23 protein-coding genes and 1 riboswitch are annotated in these 19,321 nt (G+C 73.3%); of the genes, 13 read left to right on the forward strand and 10 right to left on the reverse strand.

Going from position 1 to position 19,321, the window contains the following annotated elements:
• Window positions 1–180: 180 nt before the first annotated feature.
• The 4 genes from dusB to SLP03_RS24355 form a co-directional block, all read right to left on the reverse strand.
• On the reverse strand, window positions 181–1,353 hold the full coding sequence (gene dusB, locus SLP03_RS24340) for a tRNA dihydrouridine synthase DusB (protein ID WP_319462948.1): 1,173 nt from the start codon (window positions 1,351–1,353) through the stop codon (window positions 181–183).
• Between the two features lie 62 nt (window positions 1,354–1,415).
• Window positions 1,416–2,795, reverse strand: coding sequence for a glycine--tRNA ligase (locus SLP03_RS24345; protein WP_319462949.1), 1,380 nt, complete (start codon window positions 2,793–2,795; stop codon window positions 1,416–1,418).
• Window positions 2,796–2,908: 113 nt separating this feature from the next.
• On the reverse strand, window positions 2,909–3,469 hold the full coding sequence (locus tag SLP03_RS24350; RefSeq protein WP_319462950.1) for a hypothetical protein: 561 nt from the start codon (window positions 3,467–3,469) through the stop codon (window positions 2,909–2,911).
• 24 nt (window positions 3,470–3,493) lie between these two features.
• The gene (locus SLP03_RS24355) at window positions 3,494–3,835 is read right to left on the reverse strand and encodes an antibiotic biosynthesis monooxygenase family protein (RefSeq protein ID WP_319462951.1); all 342 of its coding nucleotides are present in this window, start codon (window positions 3,833–3,835) and stop codon (window positions 3,494–3,496) included.
• Between the two features lie 27 nt (window positions 3,836–3,862).
• On the opposite strand from SLP03_RS24355, the gene SLP03_RS24360 reads away from it, so the two are divergent.
• Genes SLP03_RS24360 through SLP03_RS24395 form a run of 8 tightly spaced genes read left to right on the forward strand, consistent with a single transcriptional unit; the run spans window position 3,863 to window position 8,301 of the window.
• Entirely contained in the window at window positions 3,863–4,120 is a 258-nt protein-coding gene (locus SLP03_RS24360) for a DUF6703 family protein (RefSeq protein ID WP_319462952.1), read from the forward strand.
• A gap of 54 nt (window positions 4,121–4,174) precedes the next feature.
• A complete protein-coding gene (locus SLP03_RS24365) occupies window positions 4,175–5,110 on the forward strand; it encodes a metal ABC transporter substrate-binding protein (RefSeq protein ID WP_319462953.1) in 936 nt (311 codons plus the stop codon).
• Window positions 5,107–5,868: a metal ABC transporter ATP-binding protein gene (locus SLP03_RS24370; RefSeq protein ID WP_319462954.1), complete on the forward strand. Its 762-nt coding sequence runs from the start codon at window positions 5,107–5,109 to the stop codon at window positions 5,866–5,868. Before SLP03_RS24365 ends, SLP03_RS24370 begins: the two co-directional genes overlap by 4 nt.
• A gap of 1 nt (window position 5,869) precedes the next feature.
• Window positions 5,870–6,736 (forward strand): metal ABC transporter permease, encoded by an 867-nt coding sequence (locus SLP03_RS24375; RefSeq protein WP_319462955.1) that lies wholly within the window; start codon window positions 5,870–5,872, stop codon window positions 6,734–6,736.
• A 43-nt stretch (window positions 6,737–6,779) separates the two neighbouring features.
• Complete coding sequence (locus tag SLP03_RS24380; protein ID WP_109803252.1) at window positions 6,780–7,079, forward strand: ArsR/SmtB family transcription factor; 300 nt, start codon at window positions 6,780–6,782, stop codon at window positions 7,077–7,079.
• Entirely contained in the window at window positions 7,079–7,471 is a 393-nt protein-coding gene (locus SLP03_RS24385; protein WP_319462956.1) for a Fur family transcriptional regulator, read from the forward strand. The genes SLP03_RS24380 and SLP03_RS24385 overlap by 1 nt, the downstream gene beginning before the upstream one ends.
• 47 nt (window positions 7,472–7,518) lie before the next feature.
• Complete coding sequence (locus SLP03_RS24390) at window positions 7,519–8,124, forward strand: hypothetical protein (protein WP_319462957.1); 606 nt, start codon at window positions 7,519–7,521, stop codon at window positions 8,122–8,124.
• 9 nt (window positions 8,125–8,133) lie between these two features.
• Entirely contained in the window at window positions 8,134–8,301 is a 168-nt protein-coding gene (locus SLP03_RS24395; protein ID WP_319462958.1) for a hypothetical protein, read from the forward strand.
• Between the two features lie 44 nt (window positions 8,302–8,345).
• On the opposite strand, the gene SLP03_RS24400 is transcribed toward SLP03_RS24395, so the two are convergent.
• The 5 genes from SLP03_RS24400 to SLP03_RS24420 all read right to left on the reverse strand — a co-directional run bounded on the left by SLP03_RS24400 (window position 8,346) and on the right by SLP03_RS24420 (window position 13,570).
• Window positions 8,346–10,331, reverse strand: a complete 1,986-nt coding sequence (locus tag SLP03_RS24400) for an acyl-CoA dehydrogenase family protein (RefSeq protein WP_413644743.1) — start codon at window positions 10,329–10,331, stop codon at window positions 8,346–8,348.
• Between the two features lie 218 nt (window positions 10,332–10,549).
• Window positions 10,550–11,053: a DUF6328 family protein gene (locus tag SLP03_RS24405; RefSeq protein ID WP_319462959.1), complete on the reverse strand. Its 504-nt coding sequence runs from the start codon at window positions 11,051–11,053 to the stop codon at window positions 10,550–10,552.
• Between the two features lie 137 nt (window positions 11,054–11,190).
• Window positions 11,191–11,940 (reverse strand): SIS domain-containing protein, encoded by a 750-nt coding sequence (locus tag SLP03_RS24410; protein ID WP_319462960.1) that lies wholly within the window; start codon window positions 11,938–11,940, stop codon window positions 11,191–11,193.
• The gene (locus SLP03_RS24415) at window positions 11,937–12,749 is read right to left on the reverse strand and encodes an AAC(3) family N-acetyltransferase (RefSeq protein WP_319462961.1); all 813 of its coding nucleotides are present in this window, start codon (window positions 12,747–12,749) and stop codon (window positions 11,937–11,939) included. The genes SLP03_RS24410 and SLP03_RS24415 overlap by 4 nt, the downstream gene beginning before the upstream one ends.
• A complete protein-coding gene (locus tag SLP03_RS24420; RefSeq protein WP_319462962.1) occupies window positions 12,746–13,570 on the reverse strand; it encodes an alpha/beta hydrolase in 825 nt (274 codons plus the stop codon). The genes SLP03_RS24415 and SLP03_RS24420 overlap by 4 nt, the downstream gene beginning before the upstream one ends.
• A gap of 86 nt (window positions 13,571–13,656) precedes the next feature.
• Window positions 13,657–13,762, forward strand: a riboswitch (TPP riboswitch).
• Between the two features lie 73 nt (window positions 13,763–13,835).
• Here SLP03_RS24420 and SLP03_RS24425 point away from each other — a divergent pair.
• The 3 genes from SLP03_RS24425 (at window position 13,836) to SLP03_RS24435 (ending at window position 16,807) form a co-directional block, all read left to right on the forward strand.
• Window positions 13,836–14,426, forward strand: coding sequence for an ECF transporter S component (locus tag SLP03_RS24425; protein ID WP_319462963.1), 591 nt, complete (start codon window positions 13,836–13,838; stop codon window positions 14,424–14,426).
• Window positions 14,427–14,541: 115 nt separating this feature from the next.
• The gene (locus SLP03_RS24430; RefSeq protein ID WP_319462964.1) at window positions 14,542–15,957 is read left to right on the forward strand and encodes an ABC transporter ATP-binding protein; all 1,416 of its coding nucleotides are present in this window, start codon (window positions 14,542–14,544) and stop codon (window positions 15,955–15,957) included.
• Window positions 15,958–16,006: 49 nt separating this feature from the next.
• Complete coding sequence (locus tag SLP03_RS24435; protein WP_319462965.1) at window positions 16,007–16,807, forward strand: energy-coupling factor transporter transmembrane component T; 801 nt, start codon at window positions 16,007–16,009, stop codon at window positions 16,805–16,807.
• A gap of 174 nt (window positions 16,808–16,981) precedes the next feature.
• On the opposite strand, the gene SLP03_RS24440 is transcribed toward SLP03_RS24435, so the two are convergent.
• Window positions 16,982–17,230, reverse strand: a complete 249-nt coding sequence (locus SLP03_RS24440; RefSeq protein ID WP_319462966.1) for a hypothetical protein — start codon at window positions 17,228–17,230, stop codon at window positions 16,982–16,984.
• Between the two features lie 240 nt (window positions 17,231–17,470).
• Between SLP03_RS24440 and SLP03_RS24445 the strand changes: the two genes are divergently transcribed.
• A complete protein-coding gene (locus SLP03_RS24445) occupies window positions 17,471–17,767 on the forward strand; it encodes an MTH1187 family thiamine-binding protein (RefSeq protein WP_319462967.1) in 297 nt (98 codons plus the stop codon).
• Window positions 17,768–17,875: 108 nt separating this feature from the next.
• A complete protein-coding gene (gene gndA, locus SLP03_RS24450; RefSeq protein ID WP_319462968.1) occupies window positions 17,876–19,318 on the forward strand; it encodes an NADP-dependent phosphogluconate dehydrogenase in 1,443 nt (480 codons plus the stop codon).
• Window positions 19,319–19,321 lie beyond the last annotated feature (3 nt).

The raw sequence follows: 19,321 nt of genomic DNA on the forward strand, positions 1-19,321 counted from the left end.
TACCGCATCAGCGTCGACAACCTCGCCGACTGGATCGCCACCCGCGGCTACACCACCTCCTGACCCACCCCACAGCACCAACCACGACAGGGCCGACCCCCAACCGGGGGCCGGCCCTGTCGTCGTCTCGTCCCCACCCGGATCGGCCGTGAACCGCGGACCGGACCGGGCGTGGCGCGGTCAGCCGCCGGAGTCGTCCAGCTCGGCACCGTCGGGCACGCTGTCGTCGTCCCGGCAGGCCAGCCAGCCGTCGGGCAGGAAGACCTTGCCCGGGGAGTTGGTCCGGCCGCGCGGCTGACCCAGCGTGGCCACCGGGAACGGCTCGGCCGGATCGAGCTTGCCGAGCAGATCGTCGAGCTGGGCCAGGCTTTCGATCATCGCGAGCGAGCGGCGCAGTTCGCTGCCGACCGGGAAGCCCTTGAGGTACCAGGCGACATGCTTGCGGAAGTCGGTGCAGGCGTCCCGCTCGCCCCGCGCCGGGTTGCGCGCGCCCACGACGAACTGGTCGACCAGCAGCTCGGCGTGCCGGCGCATGGTCACCGCCACCTCGCCGAGGGTGGGCAGCCGCCGCTCCGGCCGGCCGTGGAACGCGGCCTCCAGATCGGCGAAGAGCCACGGGCGGCCCAGGCAGCCCCGCCCGATCACCACGCCGTCCACCCCGGTGTGCGCGACCATCCGCAGCGCGTCCTCGGCCTCCCAGATGTCGCCGTTGCCGAGCACCGGCACGTCGAGGGCCTGCTTGAGGGTGGCGATCGCATCCCAGTCGGCGGTGCCCGAGTAACGCTGCGCCGCCGTACGCCCGTGCAGGGCGACCGCCGCGACGCCCGCGTCCTGCGCGGCGAGCCCGGCCTCGACGTACGTCAGATGGTCGTCGTCGATGCCCTTGCGCATCTTCACCGTGACCGGCACCCCGGCGGGCGACGCGGCGTCCACCGCGGCCCTGACCAGCCGGGCGAAGAGCCGGCGCCGCCACGGCAGCGCCGAACCGCCACCGCGTCGGGTGACCTTGGGCACCGGGCAGCCGAAGTTGAGGTCGATGTGGTCGGCGAGGTCGCGCTCCACCACGATTCGCACCGCGGCGGCGGTGATCTCCGGGTCGGTGCCGTAGAGCTGGAGGCTGCGCGGCTGCTCGTCCGCGCCGAAGGCGATCATGCGGAGGGTCTTCGGGTTCCGCTCGACCAGCGCCCGCGTGGTGATCATCTCGCAGACGTAGATGCCGCCGCCCTGCTCCCGGCAGAGCCGCCGGAAGCCGACGTTGGTGATGCCCGCCATCGGCGCCAGCACCACCGGCGGCCACACCTGGTGCGGCCCGAGGGTCAACGGGCGCAGCGCGGGCAGGGTAGGGGCGGTCACCGGACAAGTGTACGGGGCCCCGACCGGCGCCTTTCCGCGCCGGCCGGGACCCCGTGAACAGCTCAGCAGCCGGGCAGGCGCTCGATCAGGTAGCGCTCGACCTGGTCCAGGGAGACCCGCTCCTGGGCCATGGTGTCCCGGTTCCGCACGGTCACCGCGTCGTCGTCCAGGGTGTCGAAGTCGACCGTCACGCAGAACGGCGTGCCGATCTCGTCCTGCCGGCGGTAGCGGCGGCCGATGGCCTGCGAGTCGTCGAACTCCACCACCCAGCGCTTGCGCAGATCCGCCGCGAGCCCCTTCGCCTTCGGCGAGAGCGCCTCGTTGCGGGACAGCGGCAGCACCGCCACCTTCACCGGCGCCAGCCGCGGGTCGAAGCGCATCACGGTGCGCTTGTCAACGCCGCCCTTGGTGTTCGGGGCCTCGTCCTCGTCGTACGCCTCGAGCAGGAACGCGAGCACCGCGCGGGTCAGGCCGGCGGCCGGCTCGATCACGTACGGGATCCAGCGCTCGTTCTTCGTCTGGTCGAAGTAGGACAGGTCGACGCCGGAGTGCTTGCTGTGCGTGGAGAGGTCGAAGTCGGTGCGGTTGGCGATGCCCTCCAGCTCGGCGAACTCGCTGCCGCCGAACTGGAACCGGTACTCGATGTCGACGGTGCGCTTCGAGTAGTGGGAGAGCTTCTCCTTGGGGTGCTCGTAGAGGCGCAGGTTCTCCGCCGAGAGGCCCAGGTCGAGGTACCAGTTCCAGCGCTCCTGGAGCCAGTAATCGTGCCACTGCTCGTCGGAGCCCGGCTCGACGAAGAACTCCATCTCCATCTGCTCGAACTCGCGGGTCCGGAAGATGAAGTTGCCCGGGGTGATCTCGTTGCGGAACGACTTGCCGGTCTGCGCGATGCCGAACGGCGGCTTCTTGCGCGCGGCGGTCTCCACGTTCTTGTAGTTGACGAAGATGCCCTGGGCGGTCTCGGGCCGCAGGTAGTGCATGCCCTCTTCGCTCTCCACCGGGCCGAGGTAGGTCTTCATCAGGCCGTTGAACATCTTCGGCTCGGTGAAGGTGCCCTTGTTGCCGCAGTTCGGGCAGTTGATCTCGGACAGCGAGACCGGCGGACGGCCGTGCTTGGCCTCGAACGCCTCTTCCAGGTGGTCGGCGCGGAACCGCTTGTGGCAGGACTGGCACTCGGTCAGCGGGTCGACGAACTCGGCGATGTGGCCGGAAGCCTCCCAGACCTGGCGGGCCAGGATGACCGCCGAGTCCAGGCCGACGACGTCGTCGCGCTGCTGGACCATGGTCTTCCACCACTGCCGGCGGACGTTCTCCTTGAGCTCCACGCCGAGCGGACCGTAGTCCCACGCCGATCGGGTGCCCCCGTAGATCTCACTGGAGGGGAAGACGAAGCCTCGGCGCTTGGCGAGGCTGACGACGGCGTCGATACGGTCGGCTGGCATGTTTCCTCCTACGCCGGCTGGCGGTCGGCGGGGGTGAGGTGGATGGAGCGGTCAGTTCGGGACAACGGTACGACTGCCCGGGTCCCGAGCCCAGCAGAATACCGGGGGCGGGGTCAGCTCACCCCGCAGACCTCCATGCCACCCGTCTGCGGGTCCGCCGCCAGAGTCACCTGCTGGGCCTCCCGCTTACCGCCGCCGAGGGTCACGTCGACCGGCACGGTGAGGGTCTGCGCGTCGACCTTGCCCACCCGGTAGCCGGAGATCGGTGGCTCGGTGGCGACCCGCTGCTCGAACTCCGGCCGGGAGTCGCGCCGCTGGGCGTCGTCGCAGAGCGTGTCGTACGCCTTGGACCAGTCCTTCTCCACCAGGGCCCGGTAGTAGGTGTTGGTCACCGTACGGCCCTGCTCCTCGATCGCCTGGACGTTGCTCACCGCGAGTCCGACGATGGCCGCGCCGCCCCCGCCGCAGCAGAGCAGCACGGCGAGCGCGCCGACGCCGAGACCGAGCCAGAGCCGGGAGCGGCCGCCCTCGGTGGGCGGGGCGGCGAACGGCGGGGCCACCCCGGGGCCGGCGGGGACACCCGGCTCGGACGGCGGCCCCGGGACCGGCGGCGCGCCGCCCGCGCCGGACAGCACGGAGTGAGGGGGCGGGACTGCCGGTCCGGGAGCGGTCATACGCCGAGGGTAGTGCCCCCGGGGTCAGCGGTAAGGACCTGCGGCCCGATCGCTGGCGACGACGACGATCTCCCCGTCCGACGCAGCGCTGGCGAGCGTCTCGTACGCCGACGGCTCGTCGATCGACTGGGCGAGCAGCGGCACCGCCGTGATCTTGACGTCGAAGCCGCCCAGCGCCCGCCGGTACGCCCCGACCGACTCCCACTCGGTGAGCAGACACCAGTGGGTCGGGTCGTCCAGCGCGCGCAGCAGTTCCCCGCGCAGGTAGCCGGGGCGGGCGGCGAGCGCCGCGAGGGCGGCGTGGGCCCGCTCGGTGAAATCGGGCGCGACATCGGCGTCCACCACGAACCGGTTGGTGACCAGCACCGGCGTCCTCCTCGTAGAGTCTGTGGAATGCAGCGTACGCAGAGTCTCCTGCTGGCCCGACTGGCCCGGGTCAACCCGACGACGGTGTTCCTGGCCACGCTGGCCCTGGTGCTGGTGGCGCTCCTCGCGCCCGGTCCGGTGGGCGGCCTGCTGTTGCTGGCGCTGGCCGCGGGGCTGGTGTGGCTGATGGTCGTCACCTGGCCGGTGCAGGGGCCGGCGACCCGGGTGATCCGCCTGGTGATGCTGACCCTGCTGATCGCGGTGGCCCTGGCCAAGCTGCTCTGACATGCACTCATGCGTTTTTGACAATCAATTTCGTTATCGCGGACAGTTGAGGGCATGACCGTCCGCTCCGCTCCGCGCGCTCTGGCCGCAGCCACCACCGCCCTGCTCGCCCTGGGCGGCGTCGCCGCCTGTTCCGACGGCGGGGCGGGCGCCGGATCGGGGCGGGTCGACGTGGTGGCCGCCTTCTACCCGCTGCAGTTCCTCGCCGAGCGGATCGGCGGCGACGCGGTCAAGGTCAGCAACCTGGCCAAGCCCGGCGCCGAGCCGCACGACCTGGAACTGAACCCGCGCCAGGTCGGGCAGGTCGTCGACGCGGAGCTGATCGTCTACCTCGCCGGCTTCCAGCCAGCCGTCGACGAGGCGGTCGCGCAGAACGGCGGCGACCGGGCGTTCGACGTGGCCACGGTGGAGCCGCTGCGCGACGCGGCGGCCGGCGGGCACGAGCACGACGGCGAGGCCGGGCACGAGGAGACCGGGGGCAAGGACCCGCACGTCTGGCTCGACCCGACCCGGCTGGCCACCATCGGCGACCGGCTCGCCGAGCGGCTGGGCAGGACCGACCCCGACCATGCCGCCGACTACACCGCCCGGGCGAGGTCGCTCCGCGCCGACATGACGGCTCTCGACACCGCGTACGCGCAGGGACTGAAGACCTGCCAGCGCCGGGAGATCGTGGCCAGCCACACCGCGTTCGGCTATCTCGCCGCGCGCTACCAGCTCGAACAGGTCGGCATCACCGGGCTCACCCCGGACAGCGAGCCCTCCCCGCAGCGCCTCGCCGCAGTGGCGAAGGAAGCCCGGGAGCACCGGGCCACCACGATCTTCTTCGAGACCCTGGTCAGCCCGAAGGTCGCCGAGACCGTGGCCCGCGAGGTCGGGGCGAGGACCGCCGTGCTCGACCCGATCGAGGGCCCACCCGCCGACGGCGACTACCTCTCGGCGATGCGCGCCAACCTCCAGACCCTGCGGACCGCCTTGGACTGCTCATGAATGCACCCGTCATCCAGGTCACGCACGCCGCCGTCGGCTACGACGGCCGCCCCGTGCTGCGGGACGTCTCGCTGACCGTCACCGCCGGTGAGGTGGTGGCCGTGCTCGGCGCCAACGGCTCCGGCAAGTCGACCCTGATCCGCGCCGTGCTCGGGCTGGTCCCGCTCAGCTCCGGGTCGGTCACCCTCTTCGGTGCCCCGCAGCGCCGCTTCCGACAGTGGCGCCGAATCGGGTACGTCCCCCAGCGCCTCGGCGCCGGCAGCGGCGTACCGGCCACGGTGGGCGAGGTGGTGGCCTCGGGGCGGCTGGCCCGTCGAGGCGTACTGCGGCCGGCGGGACGCGCCGACCGCGCGGCGGTGGCCGCCGCGCTGCGGGCCGTCGGGCTCGCCGACCGGGCCGGCGACCCGGTCGCCACCCTCTCCGGCGGGCAGCAGCAGCGCACCCTGATCGCCCGGGCCCTGGCCGGCGAGCCCGAGCTGCTGGTCCTGGACGAGCCGACCGCCGGGGTCGACGCGGCCAGCCAGGAGGCGTTCGCCGGGGCGCTGCGCGGCTTCCTCGACGGCGGCGGCACGGTGCTGCTGGTCGCCCACGAGCTGGGCCCGCTGCGGCCGCTGATCAGCCGGGCGGTCGTCGTGCACGAGGGTGGCATCTGCCACGACGGCGCGGTGCCGGAACCGGCCGGGCACCACGCGGAGCCCGGCCACGACCACGTGCACCCGCACTGCGACGAGGAGCCCGCCGGGCTGTGGAGCATCTGACATGGACCTTCTCCAGTACGACTTCATGCTGCGCGCCCTGGTCGGCGCGCTGGTCATCGGGCTGGCCGCGCCGGCACTCGGCATCTATCTGGTGCAGCGGCGGCTGGCGCTGATCGGCGACGGGATCGGCCACGTGGCGCTCACCGGCGTCGGCGCCGGGCTGCTGCTCAACCGTTCCCCGGTGCTGGTGGCGGTGATCGCGGCCACCCTCGGCGCGATCGCCATCGAGCTGGTCCGCTCCCGCGGCCGCACCTCCGGCGACCTGGCCCTGGCGCTGCTCTTCTACGGCGGCATCGCCGGCGGCGTGATGCTGGTCGGGCTCTCCGACGCCAGCAGCTCCGCGCTCAACTCGTACCTGTTCGGGTCGCTGACCACCACGTCGCCGGCCGACCTGGCCACGATCCTGGTGCTCGGCGTAGCCATCCTGGCGATCATGCTGGCGCTACGCCCGGCACTCTTCGCGGTCTGCCACGACGAGGAGTACGCCCGGGTCTCCGGGCTGCCGGTCCGGGCGCTCAACCTGCTGCTGGCGGTGACCACCGCGGTGACCGTGACGATCGCCATGCGGGCGGTCGGCGTGCTGCTGATCAGCGCGCTGATGGTGGTGCCGGTGGCGACCGCCCAGCAGGTCACCCGGGGCTTCCGCAGCACCATGGCGGCCGCGATGACGCTCGGTGTGTTCGCCGCCGGGGCGGGCATCTGGGTGGCGGCCACCGCCGACACCGCGCCGGGCGCCTCGGTGGTGCTGGTGGCCATCGCCTCGTTCCTTGCGGTCGCGCTCGCCGCGGCGGGCCGGCGGGCGATGCGCCGGCGGTCCGGCCCGGCGGCCGTGCCGGCCGCCGAGCCGCACGAGGTCGTGCTCAGGTGAGCCGCCCCCGGCAGGTCCTGCTGGTATTGGTTACCGTTACGGGATGACGGGCACGAACGGTTACGACGCCTTCGAGGGCGCGGGTGACCTGCTGCGTGCGCTGTCCGCGCCGATCCGACTGGCGATCGTGACGGAGCTGGCGCAGGGTGAACGGTGCGTGCACGAGCTGGTGGAGAAGCTGGGCGCCCCGCAACCGCTGGTCTCCCAGCACCTGCGGGTGCTCCGCGGCGCCGGCGTGGTCCGTGGCTCCCGGCGCGGTCGGGAGATCGCGTACGCCCTGGTGGACGAGCACGTCGCACACATCGTGGCGGACGCGGTGAGCCACGCCGGGGAGGGACCGTGATGAGCGAGGGGACTCTGCGGAACACGCGGCAGCGCACGGCGGTCAGCATGCTGCTGGCCGAGGTGGAGGGCTTCCACAGCGCGCAGGACCTGTACGCGATGCTGCGCCAGCGGGGCGAGCGGGTCGGCCTGACCACCGTCTACCGGACGTTGCAGGGCCTGGCCGACGCCGGCGAGATCGACGTGATGCGTCCGCCCGGCGGCGAGCACCTCTACCGGCGGTGCAGCGAGGGTCACCACCACCACCTGGTCTGCCGGGCCTGCGGGCGGACCGTGGAGGTGGCCGGGCCGGCGGTGGAGAGCTGGGCGGAGCGGGTCGCCGCGCAGCACGGGTACGCCGAGGTCAGCCACACCCTGGAGATCTTCGGGACCTGCCCGGCCTGCGCCGGCTGAGAACTCAGCGCGTGCCCCGGCGGCCGGAGCGTGGCACGCTGTCCGGCGTGAAGATCTACGCCGACCGTTTTCCGACCGCCCTCCGCCAACTCCTCACCGATCTGCTCGTGGTCGTCTGGGTGTACGCGGCGATCCGCTTCGCGCTCTGGCTGCACGACCTCGTCGAGAAGCTCGCCGTACCCGGACAGAAGCTGGAGGGGGCCGGCGGTGGCCTCGCCGACAACCTGGCCGAGGCCGGCGGCAAGGTCGGCCGCATGCCGCTGGTCGGCGACGAGCTGACCGCCCCCTTCACCAGGGCCGCGGACGCCGCCCGGTCACTCGCCGACGCCGGCCGCGACCAGCAGGAACTGGTCGGCCAGTTGGCCCTCGCGCTCAGCATCGCGGTGCTGGTCTTCCCGCTCGGCCTGGTGCTCTTCGGCTGGCTGCCGCTGCGGGTGCGCTGGATGCGCCGGGCCGGCGCGGCGAAGGCCCTCGCGACCGCCCCCGCCGGCCGCGATCTGCTGGCGCTGCGGGCCCTCGCCGGTCAGCCGCTCGGCAAGCTGACCCGGATCGGGCCCGACGTGGCCGAGGCGTGGCGCCGCGGCGACGACGCCACCGTCGACGCGCTCGCCGCGCTGGAGCTGCGCGGACTCGGGTTGCGGGCGGGCCGCTAAGGTGTGGCGGTGCTGTACTTCCTGATCGTCGTCGCCGTGCTGCTGCTGGCGTACGCGGGCGTCCTGGTGAGCTTCGTCCGTAAGGGTCGCAAGATTCCGCCGCAGGCGTACCTGGTGCTGGCGCTGCTCAACGGACTCATCCTGGCTGCCATCCTCGCCTGGGCGGTCGCCCGCTGACGGCTCCCGGCTCCCGGCCGCGCCGTCGTCGGGAGTGAACCGGGTCAGTGCGCCGGAGGGATCCGGCGGCGGACGTCCTGGGCCGTGGACGGGCCGGGGGTCCAGTTGGCCACCCAGGGGGCGTCCGCCGGTGGCGTCGCCACGCCCTCCTCCAGGGCGGCGTACCGGCCGGCGAGGATGCGCTTCGCCGCCGCCACGTCCAGCGAGTCGGTGTTGGACCAGAGCCCGGTGAACAGCTCCTCGATCCGCAGCCGCGCCTGCCGGCAGAACAGGTCGGCCAGCTCGACGTTCTCCGGACGGGTGTCCCGCTCGGCGTACGCCCGGACGCAGACCGCGGACATCGCGAACAGCTCCGCGCCGATGTCCACCACCCGGCCGAGGAACGCCTGCTTGCGCTCCAGCTTTCCCTGCCAGCGGGACATCGCGTAGAACGTGGACCGGGCCAGCTTGCGGGAGGTGCGCTCCACGTGCCGCAGGTGACCGGCGAGCGGGCCGAACTCGGCGTACGCCCCGGGGGTCTGGCCCTTGCCGACGGCGAGGGTGGGCAGCCACTTCGCGTAGAAGACGCCGGCCCGCGCGCCGGCCTTCGCCTTGCGGGCGAGACCGGCGTCCGGGTCGATGATGTCGCCGGCCACCGAGAGGTGCGCGTCCACCGCCTCCCGGGCGATCAGCAGGTGCATGATCTCCGTGGAGCCCTCGAAGATCCGGTTGATCCGCAGGTCGCGCAGGATCTGCTCGGCCGCGGCGGGGCGCTCGCCCCGGGCGGCGAGGGAGTCGGCGGTCTCGTAGCCGCGGCCGCCCCTGATCTGGATCAGCTCGTCGGCGATCTTCCAGGCCATCTCGCTGGCGTAGAGCTTGACCAGCGCCGCCTCGATCCGGATGTCGTTGCGGTCGTCGTCGGCGAGCAGGCAGCAGAGGTCCAGCATGCTCTCCATGCCGTACGTGGTGGCGGCGATGAAGGACAGCTTCTTGGCGACCGCCTCGTGCTCGCCGACCGGCCGGCCCCACTGGACCCGGTCGGCGGCCCACTCCCGGGCCACGTTGAGCGACCACTTGCCCGCCCCCACGCACATCGCCGGCAGCGAGAGACGTCCGGTGTTCAGCGTGGTCAGGGCGATCTTCAGCCCCTTGCCCTCACCGCCGATCACGTTCTCCGTCGGTACGACAACGTCGTGGAAGCGGGTGAGGCTGTTCTCCAGGCCGCGCAGTCCGACGAAGGCGTTGCGGCGTTCCACGGTGATGCCCTCGCTGTCGCCCTCGACCACGAAGGCGGTGATCCCGCCGCGCCGGCCCTCGGCCGCCGGCACCCGGGCCATCACCACCAGCAGGGTGGCGACCGTGCCGTTGGTGGCCCAGAGCTTCACCCCGTTGAGCCGGTACCCCTTGCCGTCCGGGGTCGGTTCCGCGGTGGTGGCCAGCCGGGCCGGGTCGGATCCGACGTCCGGCTCGGTGAGCAGGAACGCGGAGACCTCACCGGCCGCGAGCCGCGGCAGGAACCGTTGCTTCTGCTCCGCGGTGCCGAACATCTTCAGCGGCTGCGGCACCCCGATCGACTGGTGCGCCGAGAGCAGCGCCCCGATCGCCGGGTTGATCGAACCGGCCCGCATCAGCGCCCGGCAGTAGTGCAGGTTGCTCAGCCCGAGCCCGCCGTACTTCCGGTCGATTTTCATGCCGAAGGCGCCGAGCCGGCCCAGGCCGTGGAAGACCTCGTCCGGGATGAACGCGTCCCGCTCGATGGCCGCGCCGTCCACCTCGGAGTCCAGGTACGCCCCGAACGCGCCGAGGAACTCCTCGGCCCGCGCGACGTCGTCCGGATCGGACCGCGGCCAGGGGTTGATCAGGTCGAGCCGGAACCGGCCGAGGAAGAGCTCCTTGCCGAAGCTGGGCCGGTCCCAGGCCGACTCCCGGGCCGCCTCGGCGACCTGGCGGGCCTCCTTTTCGGAGACCTGCCCCGCCTCGGCGGGCAGCGGCCCCGCGCCGCCGGCCTCATCGATCGCGACGGCGTCGGCCGCCTCGCCGGCCGGCGCCACGGGACCGGTGTCGGGGTCGTCGATCGGCGCCACCCGCCCGGTGGGGCCGCCCGCGCCCGGCGTTCCGTCCGGTCGGCTGTTCTGTGTCGTGGTCACGGCTGCCCCCTCGAACCTCGGTCCGGCTGCGTCAACGTGCTCGACAAAAACGACGCTACCCCTGGGTGTTACCCAGGGGTAGCGTTCTTGGCACGTCCGATTTGGCGGGACTCCAGCGGGGCTCAGTCGCCGGCGAGCACCTGCGGGTCGTCGTCATCGTCGTCGATCTCGCCGTCCCCCCAGCCACGCCGGGCGAAGGGCAGGACCACCCAGAAGGCCAAGAACCAGAGCGCGGTGACCCCGCTGAGCAGGAAGGCGACCGGCCGAGTGAGCACGAAGTCGGTGATCAGCAGCACCGCGCTGACCATGGAGATCAGCATGAAGGCCAGGCCGCCACTGGCCATCCGGTGGGCGAACCGCACCAGCTCCGGCTTGCGCCCCTGCCGGAACAGCGCCCGGTGGAACGCGACCGGCGAGATGATCATCGCGGTGGCCGCCGCAGCGGCCAGCAACGCGACGATGTAGACGTCCCGCTGGAACTCGGTGGTCCGGGTGAAACCATTGCTGAACGGCAGGGTGAGCAGGAACGCGAAGAGGATCTGCACCCCGGTCTGCGCCACCCGCAGTTCCTGCAGCAGGTCGGCGAAGTTGCGCTGCCAGCGCTGCTTCTCGGTCTCCTTGGACACGGGCTACCTCCGGGAAGACGGTACTGCCGGCGGGGAGCACCCCGTCGGCGGCAGAGCCTTTGCCCCGTCGGGCGTTTCGCGAAACCGCCTCGCGGTCACCGCGCCGACGCCCGCCGGCCGGGCCGCCGGCGGACCGGTCACGCCCCGCGGCGGATCCGACCGGCGTACCGGGCCTCCAGCTCGGCGTTGTGCTCGTCGCCGCCGGTGATGTTGGCCGACAGGTAGACCGGGGGCCGTACCCCCGCCGCCAGCAGCCGGGCCACCACCTCCGCCACGATCTGCTGGGCCAGCAGCGCCGCGGTGATCGAGGAGACCGCGCCGACCGCGCCGCCGCCGGGCAGCGGCAGGGTGGCATCGCCGTACGGGGCGCCGTTGTCGAGCACCACGTCGGCGAAGTCGGCGAGCTTGCGGCCCGACGGGTGGCGGGACGTCATCCGTCCCGAGTGCTCGGCCGAGGTGATCGCCACCAGCGCGTGCCCGCGCTCCTTCACCAGCGACGCGAACTCGACCATGGCCCCGTTGACGCCCGAGTTGGAGGCGAGCACGAAGACGTCCTGCGGGCGTACCGGGGCCAGCTCGTAGAGCCGGTGCGCCACCGCCGGGTCGCGTTCCAGCTTGGGACCGAGGACGTCGACCGGCTCACCGCCGTAGAGCACCAGGTCGCGCAGCGCGATCCGGTTGGTGGGCACCAGCCCGCCAGCCCGGCCGGCGATCTCCATGGCGAGCGCCTCGGAGTGGCCGGTGCCGAACGCGTGCACCACCCCCTCGGCACGCAACGCCTCGGCGATCAGGTCGGCGGCCCGACCCACCGCGTCACGCTGACCGGCGGCCACCCGACCCATCGTCTCGGTCACCACCGTCAGGTACGACTCGGCGCTCACCGTCATGCCTCCTCCGTCCGTCGGTTGCGGGCCAGCCACTCCACCGCGAAGTCGACCGCCGCCCGCTGCCTCATCAACCGGCCCGTCCCGTCCCCGACCGCGCCCACCCGCACCGCGCCGGTGGCCTCGAAGTCGGCGCCGAGCCGGGCGAAGTCGCTCTCGTCGAGGTCCACGTCCTCCCACCACACCCACTCCCGGCCGCCGTCGCCGGTGCGCACGGCGGCCCCCACCCGCGCCCTCGGCGCCGCCGGCCAGCGGTACTCCGCCAGGTGCAGCGAGGTGTTCGAGCCGTGGTCGACGCCGAGCAGCAGCACGTCGGCATCGAGGTCGTGGAGCCGGGCCAGCGGGGAACTCTCGCCCAGCATGTCGGTCAGGGCGTGCTCGGCGACGATCCGCCCGGCGGCCGGGCCGAACGCGGCGAAGGAGACGTGCGGGTGGTCGCTGCGCAGCGCGCCCGGCCAGGTACGCACCTGCTCCGCGAGCGCGCCCATGAACCGGCTCGGCGTCAGCGCCGGATCGAAGCCGGGCAGCTCCGCCCGGATCACCGGCCACCAGTCCGCCGGCACGGGCGGGTTGCACCACCCGGCCGGGTCGCTGTTCTCCGGGGTGTGGGTGGGCACGACGAGGGTGCCGTCCGGCCCAAGCACGTCGCGCAGGGCCAGCACCACGGCCTGCGGGCCGCCGCAGACGAAGCCGAACGGGCGCATCGCCGCGTGCACCAGGAGGACACCGCCGGGGCGTACGCCGAGGTCGTGGAACTGCGCGGCGAGCGACGCGCGGGTGTGCGGCCGGGCCGCCCCGGGCGTCGCGATCACGCGGCGACCCGGGCGAGGATCGCCTCGGCCAGCGGGCCGGGCGCCTCGTCGGGGATCCAGTGGGTGACGCCGGGGAGCGCGACGAAGCGGTAGTCGCCGGTCACGTGCGTCGCGCAGGCCTCGGCGGCGGTCCGGCCGATCGCGATGTCCTTGTCGCTCCAGACGAAGGTGGTCGGCACGGTCACCGGACCGACGGCCTTCATGTCGGTCCCCGACATCGCCCGGTACCAGTTCAGCGCGGCGGTCAGCGCGCCCGGCCGGCGCATCGGATCGGCGTAGCGGGCGACCCGCGCCGCGTCACCCACCCCGCCGAGCAGCCTGCGCAGCGCGGTGGCGTTGAGGGCGAGTAGCACCTTCTCGGCCTTGCCCGGCTTGCGGAACAGCGCGATGTACGCGGAGCGGGCCTTCTGCTGCGGGTCGGTGGCGAGCGCGTGCGCCATCGCGGCCGGGTGCGGCACCGAGACGGCGGTGAGGGTGCGGACCCGCTCGGGGTGCGCCGCCGCGAGGCCCCACGCCACGATCGCACCCCAGTCGTGCCCCACCACGTGCGCGGACTCCACCCCGAGCGCGTCGAGCACGCCGGCCGCGTCGGCCACCAGCTCCGGAATCCGGTACGCCTCGACCGCGTCCGGCCGCGCGCCCGGCGCGTAGCCCCGCTGGTCCAGCGCGTACGTGCGCAGCCCGGCGGCGTGCAGGGCGGGCACCACGTAGTCCCACTCGCCGCCGTGCTGCGGGAAGCCGTGCAGCAGCAGGACGGGTACGCCGTCCTCAGGACCGCCGGTGCGTACCTCGAACGTCAGACCTCGCGCGTCGACCCGCATGATCGGCAGCCTACCCAGCCGCCGGGATCGCGACCGCCCTGCTGGGCCGGGGGCCTGGGTGGTGCTAGCGTCTGCCGAGACAACTTCACATCCGACAGGGGAGCGCACAGCGCTGAGAGTGCGGGCATCGCCCGCAGACCCTCGAACCTGATCTGGGTAATGCCAGCGCAGGGAGTTCGGTCGACCTCCAGCCGCGCCGCCGTCCGGTGACACCGGGCGCGGCGTGCGTCTTCTCCTGGCTCGCTTCAGGACTGGGAGCCATGCCATGAACCACACGGACAGCAACCGCTGGCGCACCGTCGACATCGTGGTCGCCTCGGTGATCGCGGTCGCCTTCGGCGTCATCTTCTGGGCCTGGGGCCTGGTCTGGAGCGCCACGGACGCGGCGTTCGCCTTCTTCCCTCCGGCGCAGACGTTGATCTACGGGGTCTGGCTGATCCCGGCGGTACTCGGGGGCCTGGTCGTCCGCAAGCCCGGCGCCTCGCTGTACTGCGAGCTGGTGGCCGCGATCGTCTCCGCGCTGCTGGGCAGCCAGTGGGGCGGCATCGTCATCGTGCAGGGCCTGATGCAGGGCGTCGGCGCCGAGCTGGCGTTTGCCGCGTTCCGCTACCGGTCGTTCCGGCTGCCGACCGCCCTGCTGGCCGGCGCGCTGACCGGTCTGAGCGCGGCGATCTTCGACTTCGTCTACTGGAACAAGACCTACGACCTGGTCAGCTACCGCCTCCCCTACGCCCTGCTCACGATCGTCAGCGCCACGATCATCGCTGGCGCCGGCTCCTGGTTCCTCACCCGCGCCCTGGCCGGCACCGGTGTCCTGGACCGCTTCCCCGCCGGCCGCGAACGCGCCGCGATCTGATCCACCGGCAGTTCGGGTTGATCAAGAGGTTCGCGTCGGCGGAACCGTGTTTCCCGGACGCGAACCTCTTGATCACGGAAGCTGGGCGCAGAGCGGGGACGGAGGTGGGGCGCGGGTGAGCGGGGTGGAGCTGCGAGGGTTCGGGTGGCGGCATGCCGGGCGGAAGCGGTGGGCGGTGCGGGGGGTCGATCTCCGCGTCGCACGGGGGGAGCGGGTGCTGCTGCTCGGACCGTCGGGCGCCGGGAAGAGCACGCTGCTCGCGGCGCTGGCCGGGCTGCTGCCGGAGGACTCCGGTGAGCAGGAGGGCACCGTCGAGATCGACGGGCTGGACCCGCGCAAGGCCCGGGAACAGGTCGGCATCGTCTTCCAGGATCCGGATACCCAGCTGGTGATGGCCCGGTGCGGCGACGACGTCGCCTTCGGGCTGGAGAACCGGGGTGTACCGGCAGACGAGATCTGGCCCCGGGTCGACGAGGCGCTGCACCGGGTCGGCTTCCCGTACCGCCGGGACCGGCCCACCGCCGCTCTTTCCGGCGGCGAGCAGCAGCGGCTCGCCCTGGCCGGGGCGCTGGCCCTGCGGCCGACGCTGCTGCTGCTCGACGAGCCGACCGCCAACCTCGACCCGGCCGGCGCGACGCTGATCCGGGGGGCGGTCGCGGACGCTGTCGACGCCGACACCACGCTGATCCTGGTCGAGCATCGGGTCGCCGAGGCGCTGCCGCTGGTCGACCGGGTGGTCGTCCTCGAACCCGGCGGCGGGGTCCGGGTCGACGGACCGCCGGAGGCGGTGTTCGCCGCGCACGGCGACGCGCTCGCCGCCGCCGGCGTCTGGGTGCCGGGTCGGATCGTGTCGCCCCGGCACGCGACCGCGCCGGCCGGCAAGCCGCTGATCACCGCCGACCGGCTCGGCCTGCCGCCCCGGCTGGCCCCCACCGATCTTTCGGTACGCGCCGGCGAGGCGCTCGCCGTGCTCGGCCCCAACGGCGCCGGCAAGTCCACCCTGGCCCTGCTCCTCGGCGGGCTGCTCCGCCCCGGCACCGGTACGGCCACCGCCACCGCCGCGCTGGCCGGCCGCGACGCGCGCACTCCCCCGCACCGTTGGCGGGCGCCCGCGCTCGCCCGGCGGATCGGCTCGGTCTTCCAGGACCCGGAGCACCAGTTCGTCACCGGGAACGTCTTCGACGAGTTGGCGCTCGGTCCGCGCCGGACCGGCCAGCCGGAGGCGACGGTGAAGGCCACGGTGGACGCCCTGCTGGAGCGGCTCCGGCTGGCGCCGCTGGCCGGCGCCAACCCGTACACCCTCTCCGGCGGCGAGGCGCGCCGGCTGAGCGTGGCGACCGCCCTGGCCACCGCGCCCCGCCTGTTGATCTGCGACGAACCCACCTTCGGCCAGGACCGACGGACCTGGCGGGAGCTGGTCGACCTCCTCGCCGAGCTGCGCGACGCCGGACACGGCGTCGTCACGGTCACCCACGACCCGGACTTCGTCGCGGCGCTCGCTGACCGGACCGTCACCCTGGAGCGCCCGTGACCCCCATCGACCCGGCGGCCACCGCCCTGGCGAGCGCCCGGGGGCATCTGTGATCACCATCGAGCCGGTCGCCGTGTCCGGCGCGCCGCTGGCCCGGCGGAACCCGGTGGCGAAGCTGGCCGCCGCGCTGGTCTTCTCGTTCACCCTGGTCGCCACCCTGGACCCGGTGGCCCCGGCGCTGGCCATCGCCGTCGAGCTGGCGGTGCTGCCGCTCTTCGGCATCCGCTACCGGCTGCTGGCCCGCCGGGCCTGGCCGCTGCTGGCCAGCGCCGCCGGCATCCTGGTCACCCTGGTGCTCTTCGCCGCGGACCGGTCCGGCCGGGTGCTGCTCGACGCCGGCCCGGTCCTGGTCACCTCCGGGGTGCTGGTCACCGCGCTCGGCCTGGTGCTCCGGCTGCTGGCCGTGGCGCTGCCCGGGGTGATCGTCTTCGCCACCACCGACCCGACCGACCTGGCCGACGCGCTGATCCAGAACACGAAGGCGCCGGCCCGCTTCGCCATCGGCGCGCTGGCCGCGTTCCGGCTCGTACCGCTGCTCGGTCAGGAGTGGCAGATGATCAGCATGGCCCGCCGCGCCCGGGGCGTGGACGCCGGCCGGAACCCGCTGGCCAAGCTACGGCTCTTCGTCTCGACCGCGTTCGCGCTGCTCGTCGGGGCGATCCGCCGGGCCACCCGGCTGGCGGTGGCGATGGACGCCCGCGGTTTCGACGCCGGCACCCCACGGACGGTCGCCCGACGGCAATGCTTCAGCATCGCCGACGGGCTGCTGATCGTGGCGGCGGCGGTGCTGGCCGGCGCGGCGCTGACGGTCAGCGTCCTGCTGGGCACCTTCCGCCCACTGATCGGCTGAGCCGGTGGCGGCGGTGGTGGCCGGATCGCCGCCAGGCGGTCGTGGCCGGGCCGCCAGCACCGACGGGGCGGGTCGCCGACCGGCGACCATGGTCGCGGAAAGCGATATACCTGAGAGTCATAAATATGCCTCTCAGGTATATCGCTCACCAGGAGACCGCCCTCAGGCCGCGGATCAGCTGCGGCGGAAGGCGTACCGGCGGGTCTGGCCGGCGCGCTGGCTGCGGCCGACGAACCGGGCGTCGCGGCCGGGCGGCGGGCCGGCCTTCGGCGCCGGCGGGACCTCCGCCTGTGAGGACGGCGGCAGGACCACCGGCGTCGACGGCGCCACCGCGAGGGTGTCGAGGTCCGTCGGGGTCACGTCCACCAGGGACGGCCCCGGCCTGGGCCGGCGGGACTTCTTCGAACTGCGCTTGGCGGGCATACGTTGCCTCCTGAACTTGGGGCGCCAGTGGCGCGACGAGCATGGGATGCCCCGGCGGGCCCGATCACGAAAGGCGCCGCGAAGACGGCGGCGGACGGGATGCGGACGCCCGCAGCGGGAGCCCGCGGCACGAGGACGGCGACGGGCCAGCTTCCGAAAAGAGGGCGTCAGATACGCATACCTGCACGCTAACCGACCGCCCCGGCGCACCGCACCCGAATTGCTGGCACGATCGACGACATGCTGATCGCGTTCTCAATCACCCCGCTCGGCGTGGGTGAGTCCGTCGGTGACCTGGTCGCCGACGCCGTCCGGGTGGTCCGGGAGTCCGGGCTGCCGAACCGGACCGACGCCATGTTCACCACGGTGGAGGGTGAGTGGGACGAGGTGATGGCGGTGGTGAAGCGGGCCGTCGACACCGTCGCCGCCCAGGCGCCCCGGGTCAGCCTGGTGCTCAAGGCGGACATCCGGCCCGGAGTCACCGACGCGATGACCGCGAAGGTCGCCCACGTCGAGGCCCGCCTCGCCGAGGGCTGAGGACCGACCGCCACCGACCGCTCACCCGCCGTCGATGTCCGGGCCCGGCCCGTCGCCGACCGCGATACGGTCGCAGGACGGGCAGGCCGACGAGAGGTGGCGGTACGGATGGCTCAGCGGGCGACGGCGCAGATCGGCGTGACCGGGCTGGCCGTGATGGGCCGCAACCTGGCCCGGAACCTGGCCCGCAACGGCTTCACCGTGGCGGTGCACAACCGCTCGCCGGAACGCACCCGCAGCCTGGTCGCCGAGCACGGCGACGAGGGCACCTTCGTCCCGTCCGAGTCCCTCGGGGACTTCGTCGCCTCGCTCGAGCGCCCCCGCGCGGTGATCGTGATGGTGAAGGCGGGCGCGCCCACCGACGCGGTGATCGACGAACTGGTCCCCCTCCTCGAAGAGGGGGACATCGTCGTCGACTGCGGCAACGCGCACTTCGCCGACACCCGCCGCCGGGAGGAGGCGCTGCGCGGGCACGGGCTGCACTTCGTCGGAGCCGGCGTCTCCGGCGGCGAGGAGGGCGCGCTGCGCGGCCCGAGCATCATGCCCGGCGGCTCGGCGGAGTCCTATCAGAAGCTCGGCCCGATGTTCGAGAAGATCGCCGCACACGTCGACGGCACCCCGTGCTGCCGGCACATCGGCCCGGACGGCGCCGGCCACTTCGTGAAGATGGTCCACAACGGCATCGAGTACGCCGACATGCAGCTCATCGCCGAGGCGTACGACCTGTTGCGGTACGGCCTGTCGGCGACCCCGGCGGAGATCGCGGAGATCTTCCGGGACTGGAACGGCGGCGAGCTGGAGTCGTTCCTCATCGAGATCACCGCGGAGGTGCTGGCGCACACCGACGCCGCGACCGGCAAGCCCTTCGTCGACGTGGTGCTCGACCAGGCCGAGCAGAAAGGCACCGGCCGCTGGACCGTGCAGAGCGCCCTCGACCTGGGCATCCCGATCACCGGCATCGCCGAGGCGACCTTCGCCCGGTCGCTGTCCGGCCACGCCGACCAGCGCGAGGCCGCCCGCCGCGCCTTCGGCGACGCGGGCGAGAAGTGGCAGGTCGAGGACCGGGAGACCTTCATCGAGGACGTCCGGCGCGCGCTGCTGGCCAGCAAGATCGTCGCGTACGCGCAGGGCTTCGACCACATCCGGGCCGGCAGCCAGGAGTACGACTGGGACATCGACCTGGGCGGCACCGCCACCATCTGGCGGGGCGGCTGCATCATCCGGGCCCGCTTCCTGGACCGGATCCGGGAGGCGTACGACGCCGAGCCGAAACTGTCGACGCTGCTGGTGGCCCCGTGGTTCGCCGACCGGGTCAGCGCCGGGGTGCCGGGCTGGCGGCGGGTGGTCGCCGACGCGGCCCGGGCCGGCGTGCCGACCCCGGCGTTCTCGTCGTCGCTGGCCTACTTCGACGGGCTGCGCGCCGAGCGGCTGCCGGCCGCGCTCATCCAGGGGCTGCGGGACAACTTCGGCGCGCACACCTACCACCGGGTCGATCGGAAGGGCTCGTTCCACACCCTGTGGGCCGGCGACCGCTCCGAAGTGGAGGCGTGACCC

Source organism: Micromonospora sp. RTP1Z1 (assembly GCF_033804685.1).
Classification (GTDB): domain Bacteria; phylum Actinomycetota; class Actinomycetes; order Mycobacteriales; family Micromonosporaceae; genus Micromonospora.